Source organism: Methylocystis suflitae, assembly GCF_024448135.1.
Taxonomy (GTDB): Bacteria; Pseudomonadota; Alphaproteobacteria; order Rhizobiales; family Beijerinckiaceae; genus Methylocystis; species Methylocystis suflitae.
Map to the genome: position 1 here is coordinate 1 of NZ_JAMRYX010000208.1, position 16,706 is coordinate 16,706.

Genomic DNA, 16,706 nt, shown 5'->3' on the forward strand with positions numbered 1-16,706 from the left:
TCAGTGATCCCGCCCGGCTTTACCGCCGGGCGGGATTGCAGAGGCGAAGAACGACGCTCAGAAGAAGCCCAGCGGCTGCTCGCTGTAGCTCACGAGCAGGTTCTTTGTCTGCTGATAATGATCGAGCATCATCTTATGCGTCTCGCGGCCGATGCCCGACTGCTTATAACCGCCAAACGCCGCGTGAGCGGGGTAGGCGTGATAGCAGTTGGTCCAGACGCGGCCCGCTTTGATGGCGCGTCCGGCGCGGAAAGCGGTGTTGGCGTCGCGCGTCCAAACGCCCGAGCCGAGACCGTACAGCGTATCGTTGGCGATGGCGATTGCTTCGTCATAATCCTTGAAGGTCGTCACCGAAACGACGGGGCCGAAGATTTCCTCCTGGAAGATGCGCATCTTGTTGTTGCCCCGGAAAACGGTGGGCTTGATATAATAGCCCTCGGAGAAGGCGCCGCCGAGGGCGTTGCGTTCGCCGCCGATGAGGCATTGAGCGCCTTCCTGTTTTCCCAGCTCGACGTACGACATGATCTTTTCGACCTGCTCGCTCGACGCCTGCGCGCCGATCATCGTCGTCTTGTCGAGTGGATCACCCTGCTTGACAGCGGCCACACGTTTGAGGGCGCGCTCCATGAACGCGTCGTATATCGATTCATGTATGAGCGCACGGCTGGGGCATGTGCATACCTCGCCCTGATTGAGCGCGAACATCACGAAACCCTCGATCGCCTTGTCGAGGAAACTGTCGTCCCTGGCACAAACGTCGGGGAAGAAAATATTGGGCGACTTGCCGCCGAGCTCGAGTGTGACTGGGATGATATTCTGCGCGGCGTATTGCATGATGAGCCGACCGGTCGTCGTCTCGCCGGTGAACGCCACTTTGGCAATTCGGTTCGACGTTGCGAGCGGCTTACCGGCCTCGAGACCGAAGCCATTGACGACGTTCAACACGCCTTTGGGCAGGATGTCCTCGATGACTTCGAGAAGGACGAGGATCGAGACCGGCGTTTGTTCGGCGGGCTTGAGCACGACGCAATTGCCCGCGGCGAGCGCGGGCGCGACTTTCCACGCGGCCATCAGCAGCGGAAAGTTCCAGGGGATGATCTGTCCAATGACGCCCAATGGCTCCTTGAAATGATAAGCGTAGGTGCTGTGGTCGATCTCGCAGACCGAACCTTCCTCTGCGCGCACGCACCCCGCGAAATAGCGGAAATGATCGATGGCGAGCGGCAAATCGGCGGCAAGCGTCTCGCGGATAGGCTTGCCATTGTCCCAAGTCTCCGCGGCCGCCAGCATCTCGAGATTGGCTTCCATGCGGTCGGCGATCCGATTGAGGATGTTCGCCCGCTCGGCTGGCGACACGTTCGCCCAGGCGTCCTTGGCCGCATGAGCGGCGTCGAGCGCGCTCTCGACGTCGGCGGCGTTGGAGCGCGGAACTTCACAAAAAACCTTGCCGGTGACGGGGGTGATGTTCTCGAAATATTCGCCGGTCGCAGGCTCGACCCACTCCCCTCCGATGAAATTCGCGTAACGCTTCTTGAAGGGCACGGCAACGCCGTGCTTGCCCGGCTCGACCGATGCCGACTGTATGGTCGCTTGAATGTTCATGAATTGCTTCCTCCTCCGATCGGTTTCCGGCGGTATTGTTGGACAGCGAAGAATCGCGTCGCTCGCGGTTCAGCAAGATGTTTGCCATGGCGTCCGGCGATGGCGGCATGCCCTCCAGCCGACAAGCTCACGCCCCGGAAATGCGGCGATTTTTCGCGCTTTCCTCCCCTTTGCCGTCGGCCGTCTGCTGGATTAGACTGGCGATAGAAAAGCAAGAACGTCGCGTCGCGCGACAGGTCGCAAGTTCGGGCTGCGACAGTGCGACAGGGATGATGGAGGAAACATCGATGGCGCGGCCCGACAATGGGGAGGGCGGTGGCTATGTGGCGTGGAAAAAGCTCCAAGACTTAGGAGCCGCGCCCCAGGGCTTGGTCCCCGAAGAGATCGCACGCTCGTGGGAGCGTTGCACTGCGATAAATCTTTCGCACGCGGTTCCGGCGGAACCGATGAGTCAGGCGCGGCTCCTCGAACGACGGGAGGCTAACGAACGCCTTCGGCTGCTCGTGCAACCCGAGTTGGACGCGCTTGCTCCCGAAATCGAGCTCGACCGTTGCGTCATTCTCCTTTCCGACGCAAACGGCGTCCTTCTCGATAGCGTTGGGAGCGCCGGCTTCAGCCGAAAGGCCGAACGCGTGGCGCTGTTGCCCGGCGTCCAGTGGTCGGAGGACGGGCTCGGCACCAACGCCATCGGGACCGCCATCGCCGAGTGTACGCCCGTGGAGGTGCGCGGCGCAGAGCATTTCCTGCCGCGCAACCACATTCTCCATTGCGCGGCTGCGCCACTGCTTTCGCCGCAGGGCGAACTTCTCGGCGTTCTCGATATTTCGGGCGACGCCCGGGAACGGCATCTTCACTCGATGGGGCTTGTGCGTTGGGCTGTCCAGATGGTGGAGCGGCGCATCGCCCTCGATTTTCGACCCGGCCAGGAATTGATCCGCTTCCATCCCAACCCAAGTCTCGTCGGAAGCCATCGGGAAGGATTGGTGATCGTCGAGGACGGCCGCATCGTGGGGGCGACCCCTAAGGCCATAGCGTTATTGGGGAATAGTTGGCGCGAGCTCCTCGGGACGAGTCCCGACGATTTGTTTACGCAAAAGATTTCTCGCAGCGGAGGAGAAGCGCTAAAAACCGCGAAGGGCCTCACATTTTACGGGCGTTGCGAAGGCGGCAAGACCGCACCCAAAGTTTCGGCGTCCCCGGCGCGCGTTCCGCCGCAAAGCGCGGCGGCGGGTCCCGACGATCCTTCGCTCGAACCAATCCTCGAGCGCGCCAAGCGCGTGCTCAATGCGAGCATGTCGGTGCTGATTCTCGGCGAGACAGGCGTCGGCAAGGAGCACCTCGCCCGTCGCCTTCATGCGTTGAGCAATCGTCGAAGCGGGCCATTCGTTCCCGTCAATTGCGGCGCCTTGCCGGAATCGCTGATCGATTCGGAATTGTTCGGCTATGAGGAGGGCGCCTTCACCGGCGCGCGGCGCAGAGGAATGCCCGGCCGAGTACGTGAGGCCAATGGCGGAGTCCTGTTCCTCGATGAGATCGGCGACATGCCGCTCGATCTTCAAGCTCGGTTGTTGCGGGTCTTGCAGGAGCGTCAGGTGACTCCCTTGGGAGGGCGGCCGAGCCCGGTCGACTTCGCGCTGATCTGCGCGACCCACTGCGACCTGCGGGCGCTCGTGGCGAAAGGCGCCTTCCGCGCGGATTTGTTTTACCGGTTTCAGGATTACAGCGTGCGGCTTCCTGCCTTGCGCGAACGGATGGATCGCGGCGATCTCATCAAGCGGCTCTTCCTCGCCTATGGCGGCCGTTCGGCCGGTCTCGAGCTTGACGAGGAGTTGCTCAACGCACTCATGCGATATTCCTGGCCCGGCAATATCCGCGAACTCGTCAGCGCGCTGAGGGGGATGATCGCATTGGCGGAACCGGAGAGCCGCCTTTGGCTTTCGGATTTGCCTCCGCATATTCGCGAGGAAACGGGCGCGGCGGATGTTCATGCAGAACTCGTCAAGAGTCCGCCTTTGACGACGAGCATGATCGCTGAAGCCTTCAAGGCGGCGAACGGCTGCGTCACAGAAGCGGCACGACTGCTCGGCGTCCACCGAAGCACCATTTACCGCAATTTGCCCAAGTCTTCCTGAGAATAAGTCTTCCTGAGAGAATGCCGGCAGATCTGGTCGTCGCTGCGAAAGGGAATATCGTGGGATGCAAGCAGACGAGAAATTCGTGTACCACGTTAGACAGGACGAGGCGGTCGCGGAAGTGGAACAGGTAACCGCGACGGCCGAGGCGCTCGCGCTGATCGCTAGGCTCACGAACAAGCATGGACCGCTTATGTTTCATCAATCGGGGGGATGCTGTGACGGCAGCGCCCCGATGTGCTTCGCTCAAGGCGACATGATCGTCGGCGAACACGACCGGCGCCTCGGCTTTATCGGCGGCGCGCCGTTCTACATCAGCGGGTCGCAATTCGAATATTGGAAGCACACGCAGCTCATTATCGACGTGGTGCCGGGCCGTGGCGGCATGTTCTCGCTCGAAGGGCCGGAGGGCCGGCGTTTCCTGACGCGCTCACGACTCTTCACCGATGACGAGATCGCGCGCCTCTCGGCGCAAGGCAAGCTTTAATCCGCATTCCCCGAAGAAACGGAGAGAGACGGTAATGCTGAAATTCGTCATCGAACGCGAGATCGCCGGCGCGGGCAAGCTCGGGCGGGAAGATCTGACGGCAATTTCGCAGAAATCTTGCAAGGTTCTAACTGAACTGGGGCCGCAAATTCAGTGGATCGAGAGCTACGTGACCGATGACAAGATATATTGCGTCTACATTGCGCCCGATGCCGAGACGATCGGCAAACACGCGCGGTGAGGCGGGTTCCCGGCCAATCGGATATCCGAAGTGAAAACTGTCATAGACCCCACAACCGCAGAGAGCCGATAATTTGGCGTTCGATTGTCGCAAGGGGCTTTGACATGGCGAACGCCAGACGAATTCCCCGGGCGCGCCAAAACGTGTCATGATGGCGTTTCCGGGTGCTTCTGGTCGAGGTGTACCCGAAATCAAAACGGCAAGAGCTTCGGGACGCCCCAATCCCCGCCGAAACGGTAGGTCAGGCCGGCCGAGACGATCAGCGGATTGACTTTTACGGCCGCATTGACCGGCACATAGATTGCCCCGAGTGCTGGCGCAGCTGGAGCAAAGGCGGCGACGTTCGCATGAGCGTTCGGCTCCATCATTACGTATTTGAGGTCGAAGTTCACGCCCCAATGCTCGCTGAGCATATAATCGAACCCGGTTTGGCCAACGACACCCCAGGACGGGGTGATGCTGACGTTGTAGAAGCTTGCGTTGACGCCGCCGAGACCGGCAAGGGCGGAACCGGGAGCGAAAGCCAGCCACCAATTGTTGTTGCCAGCGCGTGTGCCCAGATAGGCCGTGAAGTTCACGCCGACGCCGAGATAGGGTTGAAACGCGCCAAAGTTGGTAAAGTGATACTGCAGAGTGACAGACGGGGGAAACACCCATGTGCGGCCGACGTCGGCGCCCGCGAGTAGACCAACCCCCTGAATATGATGTGGTGTGATGCAACAGATCGCCTCGATCGCCCAGTTCCTGTTGAAGTAATACGCAACATCGAGCAGCGGAATGACTGACCACGATATGCTGGTGCTGGCGCCCGGGATGACCGTCCCGGGACCGCCGCTTAGACCCGTCATCAGGCCAACGAACGGGGCGCCGGGAATCCCAGCGATCGGGTAAACCGACCCGGCATCGAAAACCGTCGCGGTGCCGTCCAACGGCAGCACGCTGCCGACCTTCAGGCGCACTTGAAACGGCTGATAGGCGTCGACCAAAGCAGGCGGTGGCGCGTCTTTATAGCTCGGGAGATCCGCGCCTTGAGCGCAGTCGAGCGCGGTCCCGATCACGAGAGCGGTAAGCACGCCATGAGCGAAATTCCTAATCATTGGGTCCAGTCTCCTGAGAGTTCTCATCCGTCGACGCGTTGCACTTGGGCCAGAACGATTGCCGCAGGAAAACATCCGGTCCGCCAAAGGAGGCGACCAGACGACAGGAGCCCAGACAACAGAAGCGCTGAAGCGCAAGGCGTGTGCCAACGATCGGCGCTTGCGGCCCGGCCGCCTAGAGGGTTGATTTAACGGTGAGTTAGATTGGCGTTCTGGGTCTGACACCGGGTAACCCTGAGAAAGCCCATCGCTTTCCTGTCGCGTCGCGACAGCCGTGCATCAGAGGCCGCGACAGTTGCGACATAGCTGCATCTGCCGGCTGTTCTTCCGCGGCGGGCCGAGACGCGCTTTATCCGGAGGTCGCTCTGTTCCCGTTCAAGGCACTGCGAACGTGGTCGTCGGATGCCAGCGCTCGTGATTTCTTTCAGTTGTTTTGGGGGGTGCCTGTCGCGAGGAACGCGACCGAAGCGCCTGTGCGGCCGATCGAAGCTTCATCCCCAATAGCAGTGGATAGCCCTCTGCTGGTCCATTTCAGTTTTCAGTGACATACGCCAACGACGCGCCTATCGCATTCGGGTTGTCGCAACTGTCGCGGCGGCTGTCGCCATGCCGTCGCGATGCGACGGAGACGAGAAGCGCCATTCGTTGATTTTTCGTGCGATCTTTGCGCACGCGCCAGCGGTTCGGAAATAACTTCAATTGATTCAACGCCAAGGAGAAGCGCTTGGCGCAGGTCGTCTGATGGCACGCGCCTTGCGTTCCTCTTCTATCGTTGTCTGGCCTCCTCCCCCGACGGAGCGGACGGTCTTGTGCAGGCGCCGATTTTGGTCCGGGCGCAAGCCGTCTTGCTTCGGGGGCGCGGTCGAGACAACCAACATCGTCGTGCGACGACCATATGACGGCTCGTGGGCCGTAGTGAGCGCGCTGGCGAGAAATGAAGAAATAGTCGGGTTCGGTCGTGCGGCCCGCGGGGAAAACTCAAGGGGAATCGAATGAGCACAACGACGGAATACGTACAACCAAAAGCTTCGGCTCAAGAGGTCGGCGCTGCGGAAGGCGGTGCGAGCGCTTGGGTTCGCCCGGCGACCTTGGGCATCGTCGGGCTGACCGTGTTCTATATGCTGTACCGCATCTATCAGGGGTGGGCCGGATGGGAATACGGCCTCGACTCGACTGCGCCGGAGTTTCAGACCTACTGGATGAATCTCATGTACGCGCAGCTGATCATCGTTCCCGCGCTCGCGATCATTTGGTGGGGCTATCTCTGGTTCACGCGCGACACTAATCTGAGCGCTCTCGCGCCGGCGGAGGAGTTGCGGCGCTACTTCGTGCTGCTGGGCTTGATCTGCGTGTACACCTTCGCGGTCTACTGGGGTGCCAGCTATTTTGCGGAGCAAGACGGTTCCTGGCATCAGACCGTGATGCGCGACACCAGCTTCACGCCGAGTCACATCGGGATTTTCTACTTGAGCTTCCCGGTCTACATCAGCTGCGGCGTCGCGGCGTTGATCTATTCGATCACCCGGTTGCCGCGCTTCTCCAGGAATATCTCGATCCCGTTCGTGATCGCTGTCGCCGGTCCGTTCATGATCCTGCCGAACGTCGGCTTCAACGAGTTCGGCCATGCATTCTGGATCATGGAGGAATGGTTCACGGCGCCGCTCCATTGGGGCTTCGTCGTGCTTGGCTGGACGGCGCTCGGTGTTTTCGGTCTCGCGTGCCAGCTCTGCTACGGCATTCTCGACGTCATGCGCAGAATGAACGTCTGGGAAGGCCAAGAGCTGGTCTGACGCCGAGAGCAGAAACACCACACATTCGAGACGACAAGGCAAAGAATCAAGCGGCCCCATGGGACCGTTAACGATACTGCCTGCGCAGGATTGCACTCCGACGCAGCAAAAAAACACAAGGGACGGAAAGGACACAACATGTCTATGTCATCGACGACCGCAGGCGGCGCTGCCGCCGAAGACCCGGTCATCGCAGCTGCAGGCCTGACCCCCGCAGGCGCGAAAGTGTCGCGGAACTTCGACTGGGTCATCGTTCTGATCGCGCTCTTTCTGGTCACCGGCGCGTTCCACTTGCACTATATGTTGCTCGCGGGCGACTGGGATTTCTGGGTCGACTGGAAGGATCGGCAGTTCTGGCCGACGGTGGCGCCGGCGGCGGCGATTTGTTTCCCCGCGGCGGTTCAATATTTCCTCTGGACCTTCTTCCGCGTGCCATTCGGCGCGACGCTGTGCATCGTTGCGCTGATGCTTGGCGAATGGATCAACCGCGTCTTGGGGTTCCATCTCTGGGCGCGTTTCCCTTACGCATTGATCTGGCCGTCGCTGTTGATCCCTAGCGCGTTGTTCCTTGACGCGGTGCTCCTGCTCACACGCAACTGGCTGCTGACGGCGATCTTCGGCGCCTGGGGTTTCGGGTTGCTGTTCTATCCGAGCAATTGGGTCATGCTCGCGGCGTATCACCTGCCGGTCGAACACATGGGCCAAACCACCTCGGTCGCCGATATGGTGGGCTACACCTTTCCTCGTTCTGCGACCCCTGAATATCTGCGGTTCATCGAACGCGGGACGTTGCGCACGTTTGGCGGCCATTCCAGCGCGGTGTCGGCGTTCTTCTCGGCCTTTCTGTGCATGGTGATTTACATCGGATGGTGGTTCATGGGCTGGGCGTTCTCCAAAATGATCTGGGTGGCGAATCCCCTCGCCAGTTACATGGGTCTCAAGAACTCTCAACAGTCTTGATCGGGAGGAGTCCGCAATGATGAAGAACTCGACGCCAAGCGATCGGACGAACAGCAAGCCCTGGTCGATCCTGATCGCCGGAATGAAAGCCGCAACCGTTGCATTGAGCCTTGCGGCGGGAGTCGTTGGCCTAGCCTCGTCGGCTCAGGCCCATGGCGAGCGCAATCAGGAGCCGTTCCTGCGTATGCGCACGTTACATTGGTACGATCTGAAATGGTCCGCCAGTAAACTGAAAGTGAACGACGAACTCGTTGTCACCGGTCGTGTGCGCGCCTTCGAGGATTGGCCCAACAATCTGCCGCATCCGATGTCGGTGTTTCTCTCCACCGCCGGCCCCGGTTCGGTGATGGCGAAAAAGGAATCCTACGTCAATGAGATGCCCGTCCTCCAGTCTTTCGGGATGGTCAACGGGCGGGAATACGAGTTCAAGCTCGTCCTTCAGGCGCGCTATCCGGGTCGCTATCACATCCATCCGTCGCTGCTCGTTAATGGCGCCGGCCCCCTCGCAGGTCCGGGAAGCTGGGTGGAGGTTTCTGGAAGCGTGGACGACTTCGTTTATCCGCTCAAGACGTTGACGGGCGAAACCATTCCCAATCTCGCGACCTATGGCATGGGAACTGTGCTCGCTTGGCAGGGATTGTGGGGCTTTATCGCATTAGCTTGGATGCTGTGGTGGCTCCGACGCCCGTTGCTAATGCCCCGACACCTCGCTTTGTTGAGGGGCCGCGAAGACCTCCTAATAACAAAGGCGGACAAGGTTGTTGCCGGAGTGATCGCTGTCGGAACCATTGCTCTCGTCTATGGCGGTGCACATTGGGCGGAAAAGAAATACCCCATGACCCTGCCGCTTCAGGGCGGGAGGGCCGTTGTCGATCCGTTGCCGGAGGCGGCGAGGAGCGTGGACGTCAAGGTTGTGCGTGCGGTCTATGACGTTCCTGGTCGGTCGATGCGAATGACGTTGGAGCTGAAAAACAACAGCGACAACGTTCTCACTGTCGGCGAATTCACGACCGCGAATCTTCGCTTCGTGAACAAGGCGAATTCGGCGGCGATGGCGGCGGTGCCGGCGGATTATCCGAGCGATATCGTTCCCAGAAGCGGCCTAGTCGTGGAAGGCGACAAACCGCTGGCTCCCGGTGAAACAGCTCGCGTCACTCTCGACGCGACCGACGCCATTTGGGAGCTTGAGCGGCTCTCGGCGCTGATCACCGACCCAGACAACCGGTTTGGCGGATTGCTTTTCTTGTATGACGACAAGGGCACTCGGCACATTTCACCCGTTTACGGGGCGATCGTGCCGCACTTCACGGATGCGAACTCGCACTTCTGAGCCGTGACCCCGATCGATGACTTAAGAACAGCGACCCCGAAAAAGGGGCCGCTGTTCTGTTCTCTTTTGGCTGAACCCGTGAATGGGAATCTCGAATGCCGGAAAAACTCTATCCCGTCCCCGACTGGAAGAACGCGAGCATGAACGACGACGCCTATGGCGCGCTTTACGAGCGTTCGCTGAAAGACCCCGACGGCTTTTGGACGGAGCAGGCGCAAAGGATTGAATGGATCACGCCCTTCACGAAAGTAAAGCATACGAGCTTCGACACGCATAATGTCTCGATCAGATGGTTCGAGGACGGAACAACCAATGTCGCGATGAACTGCGTCGACCGGCATCTGCCCGAGCGCGCGAACCAGACCGCAATCATTTGGGAGGGCGACGACCCCTCTATCTCGCGTCACATCACCTACGCCGAGTTGCACGAACAGGTCTGCCGCTTCGCCAATGTGCTGAAGAAGCACGGGGTCAAGAAGGGCGACCGCATCACGATCTACCTGCCGATGATCCCCGAGGCCGCCTACGCCATGGTCGCCTGCGCGCGCATCGGCGCGATTCACTCCGTGGTGTTCGGCGGCTTCTCGCCGGAGGCGCTCGCGGGGCGCATCGAGGATGCCGTCTCGGACGTCGTCGTCACCGCCGACGAGGGTTTGCGCGGGGGACGAAGAATTCCGCTCAAGGCCAATGTGGACGCGGCGCTGGAGAAAGCGCCCGTCAAGACCGTGCTCGTCGTCACGCGCACTGGCGCAGAGGTCGACATGACGCCGGGCCGCGACTTCCGCTATGAGGAGGAGGCGGCGAGCGTTCACGCCGACTATCCCTATGCGGAGATGGGCGCCGAAGAGCCGCTGTTCATCCTCTATACGTCAGGCTCTACTGGCAAGCCGAAGGGCGTATTGCACACGACAGGCGGCTATCTCGTCTATGCCGCACTAACCCATCAACTCGTTTTCGACTATCGCGACGGCGACGTTTACTGGTGCACGGCCGACGTCGGCTGGGTGACCGGCCACAGCTATATCCTCTATGGTCCGCTCGCCAATGGTGCGACGACGTTGATGTTCGAGGGCGTGCCAAATTATCCGAGCGTCTCCCGCTTCTGGGAGGTGATCGACAAGCATGGCGTGAACATCTTCTACACGGCGCCGACCGCGATCCGCGCTTTGATGGCGGCGGGCGAAGAGCCTGTGAAGAAATCCAGCCGCAAGTCGCTGCGGTTGCTCGGCTCGGTGGGCGAGCCGATCAATCCGGAGGCCTGGGAGTGGTATCACCAAGTCGTCGGCGATGGGCGCTGCCCGATTGTTGACACTTGGTGGCAGACCGAGACGGGCGGCATTCTCATCGCGCCGCTTCCCGGTGCGACGGCCTTGAAGCCTAGTTCGGCGACGAAACCCTTTTTCGGCGTCGCGCCCGAAATCGTCGACGCCGCCGGCAATGTGCTGGAGGGCACCTGCGAGGGCAATCTCGTCATCGCCGATAGCTGGCCGGGCCAGGCGCGCACCGTCTATGGCGACCATGAGAGATTCGCGCAGACCTACTTTAGCGCCTATCCCGGCAAATATTTCACTGGCGACGGCGCGCGGCGCGACGCCGACGGGTATTACTGGATCACGGGGCGCGTGGATGACGTGATTAATGTCTCTGGGCATCGCATGGGCACGGCCGAGGTCGAGAGCGCGCTGGCGGCCCATGAGAAGGTGTCGGAAGCGGCGGTCGTTGGTTATCCGCATGATCTCAAGGGCCAAGGCATTTATGCGTATGTGACGCTCATTGATGAGGTCGCGCCGACCGAACATTTGCGCAAGGAACTCGTGAACTGGGTGCGGCGGGAAATCGGTCCGATCGCCACGCCCGACGTGATCCAATTCACGCGCGGTCTACCGAAGACACGCTCCGGCAAGATCATGCGCCGCATCCTGCGCAAAATCGCCGAAGGGGAATTCGGCACACTCGGCGACACGTCCACGCTCTCCGACCCACACGTCGTCGTCGATCTTATCCAGAATCGCCCCGCCCTGTGAAACCACGCTGTCGATTTGCACTTCAAGGGGGTCTGTTTCACTCTCGGTGCAAGTTGCAGTCCTGAAGCGGTAGCATCCGCGCGCGAAGCAGTTCGATGCCGGCGCGACCATATATGGACCGCTTGAGCGTCTTTAATCGATTCTTGAGTAGCGCATATGGATCGGCGCCGATCGCCCGCGCAATGGCGCTGACGCCGGACACGCATCAAACGTAATCTTTCTCACCGCCCGATCCGGCCTATTCATAACACACGAACATCAGCCCAGTTTTAGGCGCCCCACACTTTGTCATGCTCTCCTTGGAGGCCAGCCGCCGCCGTTCGTTTCAGATTGTCCTGGATCGTGCTGCGCGCCACGCCAAGCCGGCGCCCGATCTCGCGCGTGCTCACCCCGTCGTGGTGAAGCCGCAACAAATGTCGAAGTTGTCGCATGGTCAGTTCTCGCTTCGTCGGGGCAGATTTACCTCGAAACATCAGCCCATCTGGCGAATGCCGGGTAAACTCTCTCGCGATCTTCCTCGCGGTGAATTGGGCTCTACAATTTCAAGGGGCTTTGGGAGGGCAACGCCAAATCAGCAATTTTGGAGATTTGCCATGAGGACGACCATTGCACGAACATGGGCGGTCGCGCTTATTTCTTCTGTGACTGTCTCGGCTGCGATTGCGGCGCCGGTCGGCGCCGTTATCTCGGCGTGCGATCGGATGCACGATGCAGGACAAACCTGCAATTATGGCATCAAAGGCAATTCTTTGGTCGGATGCACAAACGACGTCGTCTTCGAATGCCCCGCCGACGGGAGCCGCCAATGCACTGGCTCGAAAAACACGAGCGGGAAATGCAACGAAGACGGCACCGCCGCGCGCGTCTCTTCGCTGAAGGGCAATGAGCTATTGGACGCGCTCCATGCGAAAAATCTTCACCAATCCAAGTAGGGATTCTCTCGACCAAGGACTCCCTCGATAATGGACTCCCTCAATAAAAAACGCTCCCCGCGCATGCATCCGGGCTCGGGACGTTCTCTCCTATCCTGGGGAAATCCAAATTTATACGGCTCAGGCTCAACCGGGGACGCAGCGCAGGGCGGCTACCTGTCGATCGGCGCCGCAAAGGCGCAATGGCAGCCGGCGCGCCTTAGGGCGGAAGGATGAAGAAGAGTTCGACTCTGCGTCATGTGCGGCGATAGGATCGTCGAAGCTCGCTAGCCTCCTGATCCGACCGCCCGTCTTTATCTAAGCTACCTCGGCGCCCCTCGGACTGATACGCTCAAGTGAATCCTTTTCAGTTGGTGGTCATCTCGCCTTCGGTCCAGAATTGCGCGGACTGATTTGCGTGTGCGATAACGCTGGCGATCGGCGTCCCTAGCCCGGATTGAAAGAAGCTCATGGATCATTCGCGCAATCCCGGTTCAAACGAGTGGCAAAAGAGGAACCCCTCTCATTCGAGGAGAAATTCAATGATTCGCAAACTGTCTCTCATAATGGCCGTCGCGGCGGCCTTAGCGTTTCCATCTGCGGCGCTCGCCTGGAACGGCCACGGCGGCGGGCACCACGGTGGCGGGCATGGTGGTGGCCACTGGGGCGGCCACCATGGCGGCCATTGGGGCGGTCACGGCGGCTGGGGCGGTCATCGAGGCGGCTGCTGGCGCTGGTGGTATGGCCAGTGGCATTGGGTCTGCTAACGGGCGGCCATCGAAGGTCATACCTTCAAAATTACGATGGGCTCACGCAGTCCAGTCGACCGCCGCAAAAGAAAACGCCCCTGAGCGATTGCCCGCGCTCAGGGGCGTTTCTGCCCGGCGTCTCAGCTCGCCGGCGTGCACACTATATAATTTGAAGGCTCGGTCAGTACAAGCCCGATTACTGATCGCCAGCATCCGACGCTCGATGCCGGAGGCAAAAGCCCACGTCAACGAGGGAGCTTCGTTCAGCGGCCGTTCAGTGGCTCGGTGCGAATCGATTGCGGGGGCAGAAGGAGATTTGCATGCTGCGCAAACTATCGCTCATTGCGGCTTTGACCACGGCTTTGGCTCTCCCAACTGCGGCTATCGCGTGGGACGGCTATGGCGATGGCGGTTGGGGCGATCATGGTGGTTGGGGCCATTGGAGAGGCCGCCATCATGGTCATTGGGACTATCATCCCAGTGGACATTGGGATCGCCATGGCGACCACTATGACTGGCACGATACAAGCCACTATGACTGGCACCGTCGCGGTCATCATGGTCACGGCTATCATGATGATGACTGACCCTACCTCGGCATAATCCTCCGACCGCCGCAAATCCTCGGGCATGAGCCTTGCGCCGGATCCTTCGCCGCCGCCCACGCCGTCGACAGGCATTGCACAAACGTCCAACCGAGCCCGAGGCGCTGGCCGTCTCGGAACCGTTTGTGGGCGTCCCGCATGATCGCGGCGCGGTCGTAAGTCACGGCCTCAGCCTTCTCCGCAAATCGTCCGCCTTAAGGGCGCATCGCTCTGCGCTTTCGACGATGCGCCGAGACGTTCGCATGGCCGCGCCTTGACGTTGGAAAGGTCGGTCATCGGCCTGGTCTCCGCACCGTGCCATTGCCGCCTGGCAGGTGCAGCGGATTGAACCAAGAATCTATCCAATCGCCGTCCAGCTCTCCTTTGTCGCTGTCGTCGTCTTCTTCGTCGCGCGGCCCTGTAGTCCTCTCCCGATCGTCGTCATAGCCGCGCAGCGCCATCTCGGGATGGCCGCAGCCAACGCCGCCCCAGCCGAGCGAAGGCTCCGCTTCGTCGCATGAGCCCCAGGCATCCGCATTCGCCCGCCAGGCATGCCCTTGATTGATGGCGGTCGTCGCGCCGAGAGTCGGCTCGTCATCGCCGCCCGGCTCGCACCCGTCGTGCTCGTCTTCGCGATCGTCGCTCGCACCCTGAGCCCAGCCCGCTTGATTGAAATAGCCGCCCAGCGCAGTGCCGCCGAGGGCTCCCAGGCTTGGCTCATTGTCGCCCACGTCCTCGCAAGGTGCATCGTCTTCGGGCGGATTGTCTTCCTCAAGATCGGCGTCAGCGTCGATCTGATCCAACAGGTTCAAGAACGCCTCCACGGCGTCAGCGAGCGCCTTGCGCATGCCGGGGCGGAACTTGTAAATGCCGATTTTAACCCACATTCGCCGGATAGCGTGCGATTTTGTGCCAACTCTGCTCCGACAGACAGGTTCTGGCAAGCCCGTAGCACCGGCAGCCGAGTGGATGGGGCTACGGGCTGGCGAATGCTGCGCCTAGCGTCGAAAAATGTCGCGTTTCCCCTCATCGAGACACACCTCTCCCGTCGTTTCGATCGAACTCGTAACAAGCGAACGCACTACGCCGTTGATGTGACGGGCGGTGCCCGAAGCTCCCCGATCATCCGCAAGATGTCAGCGAACAGGTCTCGTGCAATGGCTACCTCCGCCATCTGGAAGGCCACATAGCGGGCGTGGCTCACGACCCTCGCCCCGATCTTGATCAGCTTTTCGTTGAGCGTCGTCAGCGTCCAATCCTTGATCGGCTCCGGCGTCGCCAGCGTGCGCAGGAAGTTGCCGAGGTTGTAGGCGAGGGCGTGAAGCTGGAGGCGCACGGCGTTGGCGGCGAACGACCGGCACGACAGCCGCGTCCAGTTGATCGCGCCCTTGCCTTCCTTGATGTTTTGCTCGCAAGTCCCGCGCTTGTTGTAGAAAGCGACGACATTCTCGGCGCGCCGCGCCAAATTGGTCACGATGAACCCAACGCGCGGATAAAGCTCGCCCACATGCCATTCGACCTTGGCGACGACCCGGCGCGGGTTGGTCCAGCTTCTGGCCTGATAGCTAAAGCTCGCATAGAAGCGCCGCACTTCATTCGGCGGCCGTCCCACCGGGCGCGTCAGCAGATGCGCGATCCGCTCTTGCAAGATGCGGTTCGTCGGCAGGCGAATGGCGTATTTGACGCCCTCGGCTTCGAGATAGGCATATATGTCGGGATTGGCGAAGCCGGCGTCGCCGCGAAAATGGATGCGCGAGACATGGCCTTTGTAGCGCGCCACGACCGGCTTCAGCACGCCATCCCAGCCGTCAGCGCTATGGACGTTGCCCGGCCGCAGCGCACAGCGTTCCAGATCGCCGAACTGGTTGAACAAGAACAACGGATGATAGCACGTGCATTCGTAATGCCCGTTCCAACAGCTCTTTTCCTGTTCGCCATGCGTCGGACTGACGCTCGAATCCATGTCGAGGATGACGCCTTTGGGCGGGCGGCGTGCATGCACGCGGTCGATCCACCGGCCAGAAAGATCAATGAGCGCCAACAAATTTTTGTCGGCCGTGAGCCAGCGAGTTTCGAAGCGACCCATTTGACTGGGCGAGGCTGCGCTCTTATGGGCCGCCTTGCCGCCGACGACCCAACGCATCGCTGGATCATGCCGAAGCCGCTCGGCGTCGTTCACGTCCTCGTAGCCGGCGAGGCGTCCGAAAACGGATTGCCGAAACAATCCGGCGAGGCCGTGTCGCCCGTTCTTGCCGGTGCGGGCGTCGGCCAGAACGTCGCTCGCCATGGCGCTGAGGCCAAGAGCGTCGTCGAGTTCGCGATAGGCGAGCAAGCCGGCATCGGAAGTCACGACTGATCCGCGAAATTGCAGCATCAGTCGGCGGTCGAAATTGAGCCTGAGCGCCTCACCATTCGATTCACCCGCCGGGTTCGCCATGGCCGCCTCGCTGAATGAAGCATAACGCTCTAAAAATTATGCCTGAAACGGCCGATTCGTACAGAAAGATCATGCGTCATCCGGCGAATGCGGGTTTAATTTCCCCAGAAGCGCCGAAGTAAAATTCCCCAGTCTGGCGGGCATGGCGATCAACCGATGTCGTGATCGGCGCCTCCGTTTTTTGGTGGCCGTCCGCGGCGCCGGAGCGTCGGCGGGATCGGCGCGGGTTGGATGCTCGCTTTTGTCCGAACTTGTTCGGGCAGCAGATCGGCGTGTTCGCGCAGGCGATAGCTCGATCCTTCGATCTGGAAGACGACCGCGTGGTGCAGAAGTCGATCGAGCAGCGCAGTGGCGACGACGGG

General features: G+C 60.7%; 15 protein-coding genes. 9 read left to right on the forward strand and 6 right to left on the reverse strand.

Translation table 11 applies throughout. From position 1 onward, the window contains the following. Positions 1-57 precede the first annotated feature (57 nt). A complete protein-coding gene (gene adh / locus NEI07_RS15910; RefSeq protein WP_256035867.1) occupies positions 58-1,602 on the reverse strand; it encodes an aldehyde dehydrogenase in 1,545 nt (514 codons plus the stop codon). A 446-nt stretch (positions 1,603-2,048) separates the two neighbouring features. Here adh and NEI07_RS15915 point away from each other — a divergent pair, with 446 nt between their 5' ends. The 3 genes from NEI07_RS15915 (at position 2,049) to NEI07_RS15925 (ending at position 4,462) form a co-directional block, all read left to right on the forward strand. Then, positions 2,049-3,734 carry a sigma-54-dependent Fis family transcriptional regulator gene (locus NEI07_RS15915; RefSeq protein ID WP_256035869.1) on the forward strand — a complete coding sequence of 562 codons (1,686 nt, stop codon included), beginning with the start codon at positions 2,049-2,051 and terminating at the stop codon, positions 3,732-3,734. An 85-nt stretch (positions 3,735-3,819) separates the two neighbouring features. Further along, the gene (locus NEI07_RS15920) at positions 3,820-4,221 is read left to right on the forward strand and encodes a DUF779 domain-containing protein (RefSeq protein WP_256035871.1); all 402 of its coding nucleotides are present in this window, start codon (positions 3,820-3,822) and stop codon (positions 4,219-4,221) included. Between the two features lie 34 nt (positions 4,222-4,255). Further along, entirely contained in the window at positions 4,256-4,462 is a 207-nt protein-coding gene (locus NEI07_RS15925) for a DUF4242 domain-containing protein (RefSeq protein WP_256035873.1), read from the forward strand. A gap of 191 nt (positions 4,463-4,653) precedes the next feature. On the opposite strand, the gene NEI07_RS15930 is transcribed toward NEI07_RS15925, so the two are convergent. Then, positions 4,654-5,559 (reverse strand): OmpW/AlkL family protein, encoded by a 906-nt coding sequence (locus NEI07_RS15930; protein ID WP_256035875.1) that lies wholly within the window; start codon positions 5,557-5,559, stop codon positions 4,654-4,656. A 992-nt stretch (positions 5,560-6,551) separates the two neighbouring features. On the opposite strand from NEI07_RS15930, the gene amoC reads away from it, so the two are divergent. The 4 genes from amoC to acs all read left to right on the forward strand — a co-directional run bounded on the left by amoC (position 6,552) and on the right by acs (position 11,663). Next, positions 6,552-7,349: a bacterial ammonia monooxygenase, subunit AmoC gene (amoC, locus tag NEI07_RS15935; RefSeq protein ID WP_256035876.1), complete on the forward strand. Its 798-nt coding sequence runs from the start codon at positions 6,552-6,554 to the stop codon at positions 7,347-7,349. Between the two features lie 138 nt (positions 7,350-7,487). Then, a complete protein-coding gene (gene amoA / locus NEI07_RS15940) occupies positions 7,488-8,309 on the forward strand; it encodes a bacterial ammonia monooxygenase, subunit AmoA (protein ID WP_256035877.1) in 822 nt (273 codons plus the stop codon). Positions 8,310-8,328: 19 nt separating this feature from the next. Then, complete coding sequence (gene amoB / locus NEI07_RS15945) at positions 8,329-9,639, forward strand: bacterial ammonia monooxygenase, subunit AmoB (RefSeq protein WP_256035879.1); 1,311 nt, start codon at positions 8,329-8,331, stop codon at positions 9,637-9,639. Positions 9,640-9,734: 95 nt separating this feature from the next. Further along, a complete protein-coding gene (acs, locus tag NEI07_RS15950) occupies positions 9,735-11,663 on the forward strand; it encodes an acetate--CoA ligase (protein ID WP_256035880.1) in 1,929 nt (642 codons plus the stop codon). Positions 11,664-11,932: 269 nt separating this feature from the next. On the opposite strand, the gene NEI07_RS15955 is transcribed toward acs, so the two are convergent. After that, positions 11,933-12,136 (reverse strand): helix-turn-helix domain-containing protein, encoded by a 204-nt coding sequence (locus NEI07_RS15955; protein ID WP_328516987.1) that lies wholly within the window; start codon positions 12,134-12,136, stop codon positions 11,933-11,935. A 980-nt stretch (positions 12,137-13,116) separates the two neighbouring features. Between NEI07_RS15955 and NEI07_RS15960 the strand changes: the two genes are divergently transcribed. Together NEI07_RS15960 and NEI07_RS15965 are read left to right on the forward strand one after the other, a co-directional pair. Continuing rightward, positions 13,117-13,341, forward strand: coding sequence for a hypothetical protein (locus NEI07_RS15960; RefSeq protein WP_256035885.1), 225 nt, complete (start codon positions 13,117-13,119; stop codon positions 13,339-13,341). A 302-nt stretch (positions 13,342-13,643) separates the two neighbouring features. Further along, the gene (locus NEI07_RS15965; RefSeq protein ID WP_256035886.1) at positions 13,644-13,910 is read left to right on the forward strand and encodes a hypothetical protein; all 267 of its coding nucleotides are present in this window, start codon (positions 13,644-13,646) and stop codon (positions 13,908-13,910) included. A gap of 290 nt (positions 13,911-14,200) precedes the next feature. Here the strand turns inward: NEI07_RS15965 and NEI07_RS15970 are convergent, their stop codons facing one another. The 3 genes from NEI07_RS15970 to NEI07_RS15980 form a co-directional block, all read right to left on the reverse strand. Continuing rightward, positions 14,201-14,794 (reverse strand): helix-turn-helix domain-containing protein, encoded by a 594-nt coding sequence (locus NEI07_RS15970; RefSeq protein WP_256035887.1) that lies wholly within the window; start codon positions 14,792-14,794, stop codon positions 14,201-14,203. 194 nt (positions 14,795-14,988) lie between these two features. Next, on the reverse strand, positions 14,989-16,344 hold the full coding sequence (locus NEI07_RS15975; RefSeq protein WP_256035888.1) for an IS1380 family transposase: 1,356 nt from the start codon (positions 16,342-16,344) through the stop codon (positions 14,989-14,991). Positions 16,345-16,493: 149 nt separating this feature from the next. Continuing rightward, positions 16,494-16,706 (reverse strand): ATP-binding protein (locus tag NEI07_RS15980; protein ID WP_256035890.1); only part of this gene is annotated, 213 nt, incomplete at its 5' end.

Excerpts from the sequence above, each read along its gene's own strand:
- adh (WP_256035867.1), bottom strand. The coding sequence starts at position 1,602 with ATGAACATTCAAGCGACCATACAGTCGGCATCGGTCGAGCCGGGCAAG.
- NEI07_RS15965 (WP_256035886.1), top strand. The coding sequence starts at position 13,644 with ATGCTGCGCAAACTATCGCTCATTGCGGCTTTGACCACGGCTTTGGCT.
- amoC (WP_256035876.1), top strand. The coding sequence starts at position 6,552 with ATGAGCACAACGACGGAATACGTACAACCAAAAGCTTCGGCTCAAGAG.
- NEI07_RS15960 (WP_256035885.1), top strand. The coding sequence starts at position 13,117 with ATGATTCGCAAACTGTCTCTCATAATGGCCGTCGCGGCGGCCTTAGCG.
- NEI07_RS15970 (WP_256035887.1), bottom strand. The coding sequence starts at position 14,794 with ATGTGGGTTAAAATCGGCATTTACAAGTTCCGCCCCGGCATGCGCAAG.
- amoA (WP_256035877.1), top strand. The coding sequence starts at position 7,488 with ATGTCTATGTCATCGACGACCGCAGGCGGCGCTGCCGCCGAAGACCCG.
- NEI07_RS15915 (WP_256035869.1), top strand. The coding sequence starts at position 2,049 with ATGAGTCAGGCGCGGCTCCTCGAACGACGGGAGGCTAACGAACGCCTT.
- NEI07_RS15930 (WP_256035875.1), bottom strand. The coding sequence starts at position 5,559 with ATGATTAGGAATTTCGCTCATGGCGTGCTTACCGCTCTCGTGATCGGG.
- NEI07_RS15925 (WP_256035873.1), top strand. The coding sequence starts at position 4,256 with ATGCTGAAATTCGTCATCGAACGCGAGATCGCCGGCGCGGGCAAGCTC.
- amoB (WP_256035879.1), top strand. The coding sequence starts at position 8,329 with ATGAAGAACTCGACGCCAAGCGATCGGACGAACAGCAAGCCCTGGTCG.
- acs (WP_256035880.1), top strand. The coding sequence starts at position 9,735 with ATGCCGGAAAAACTCTATCCCGTCCCCGACTGGAAGAACGCGAGCATG.
- NEI07_RS15955 (WP_328516987.1), bottom strand. The coding sequence starts at position 12,136 with ATGTTTCGAGGTAAATCTGCCCCGACGAAGCGAGAACTGACCATGCGA.
- NEI07_RS15975 (WP_256035888.1), bottom strand. The coding sequence starts at position 16,344 with ATGGCGAACCCGGCGGGTGAATCGAATGGTGAGGCGCTCAGGCTCAAT.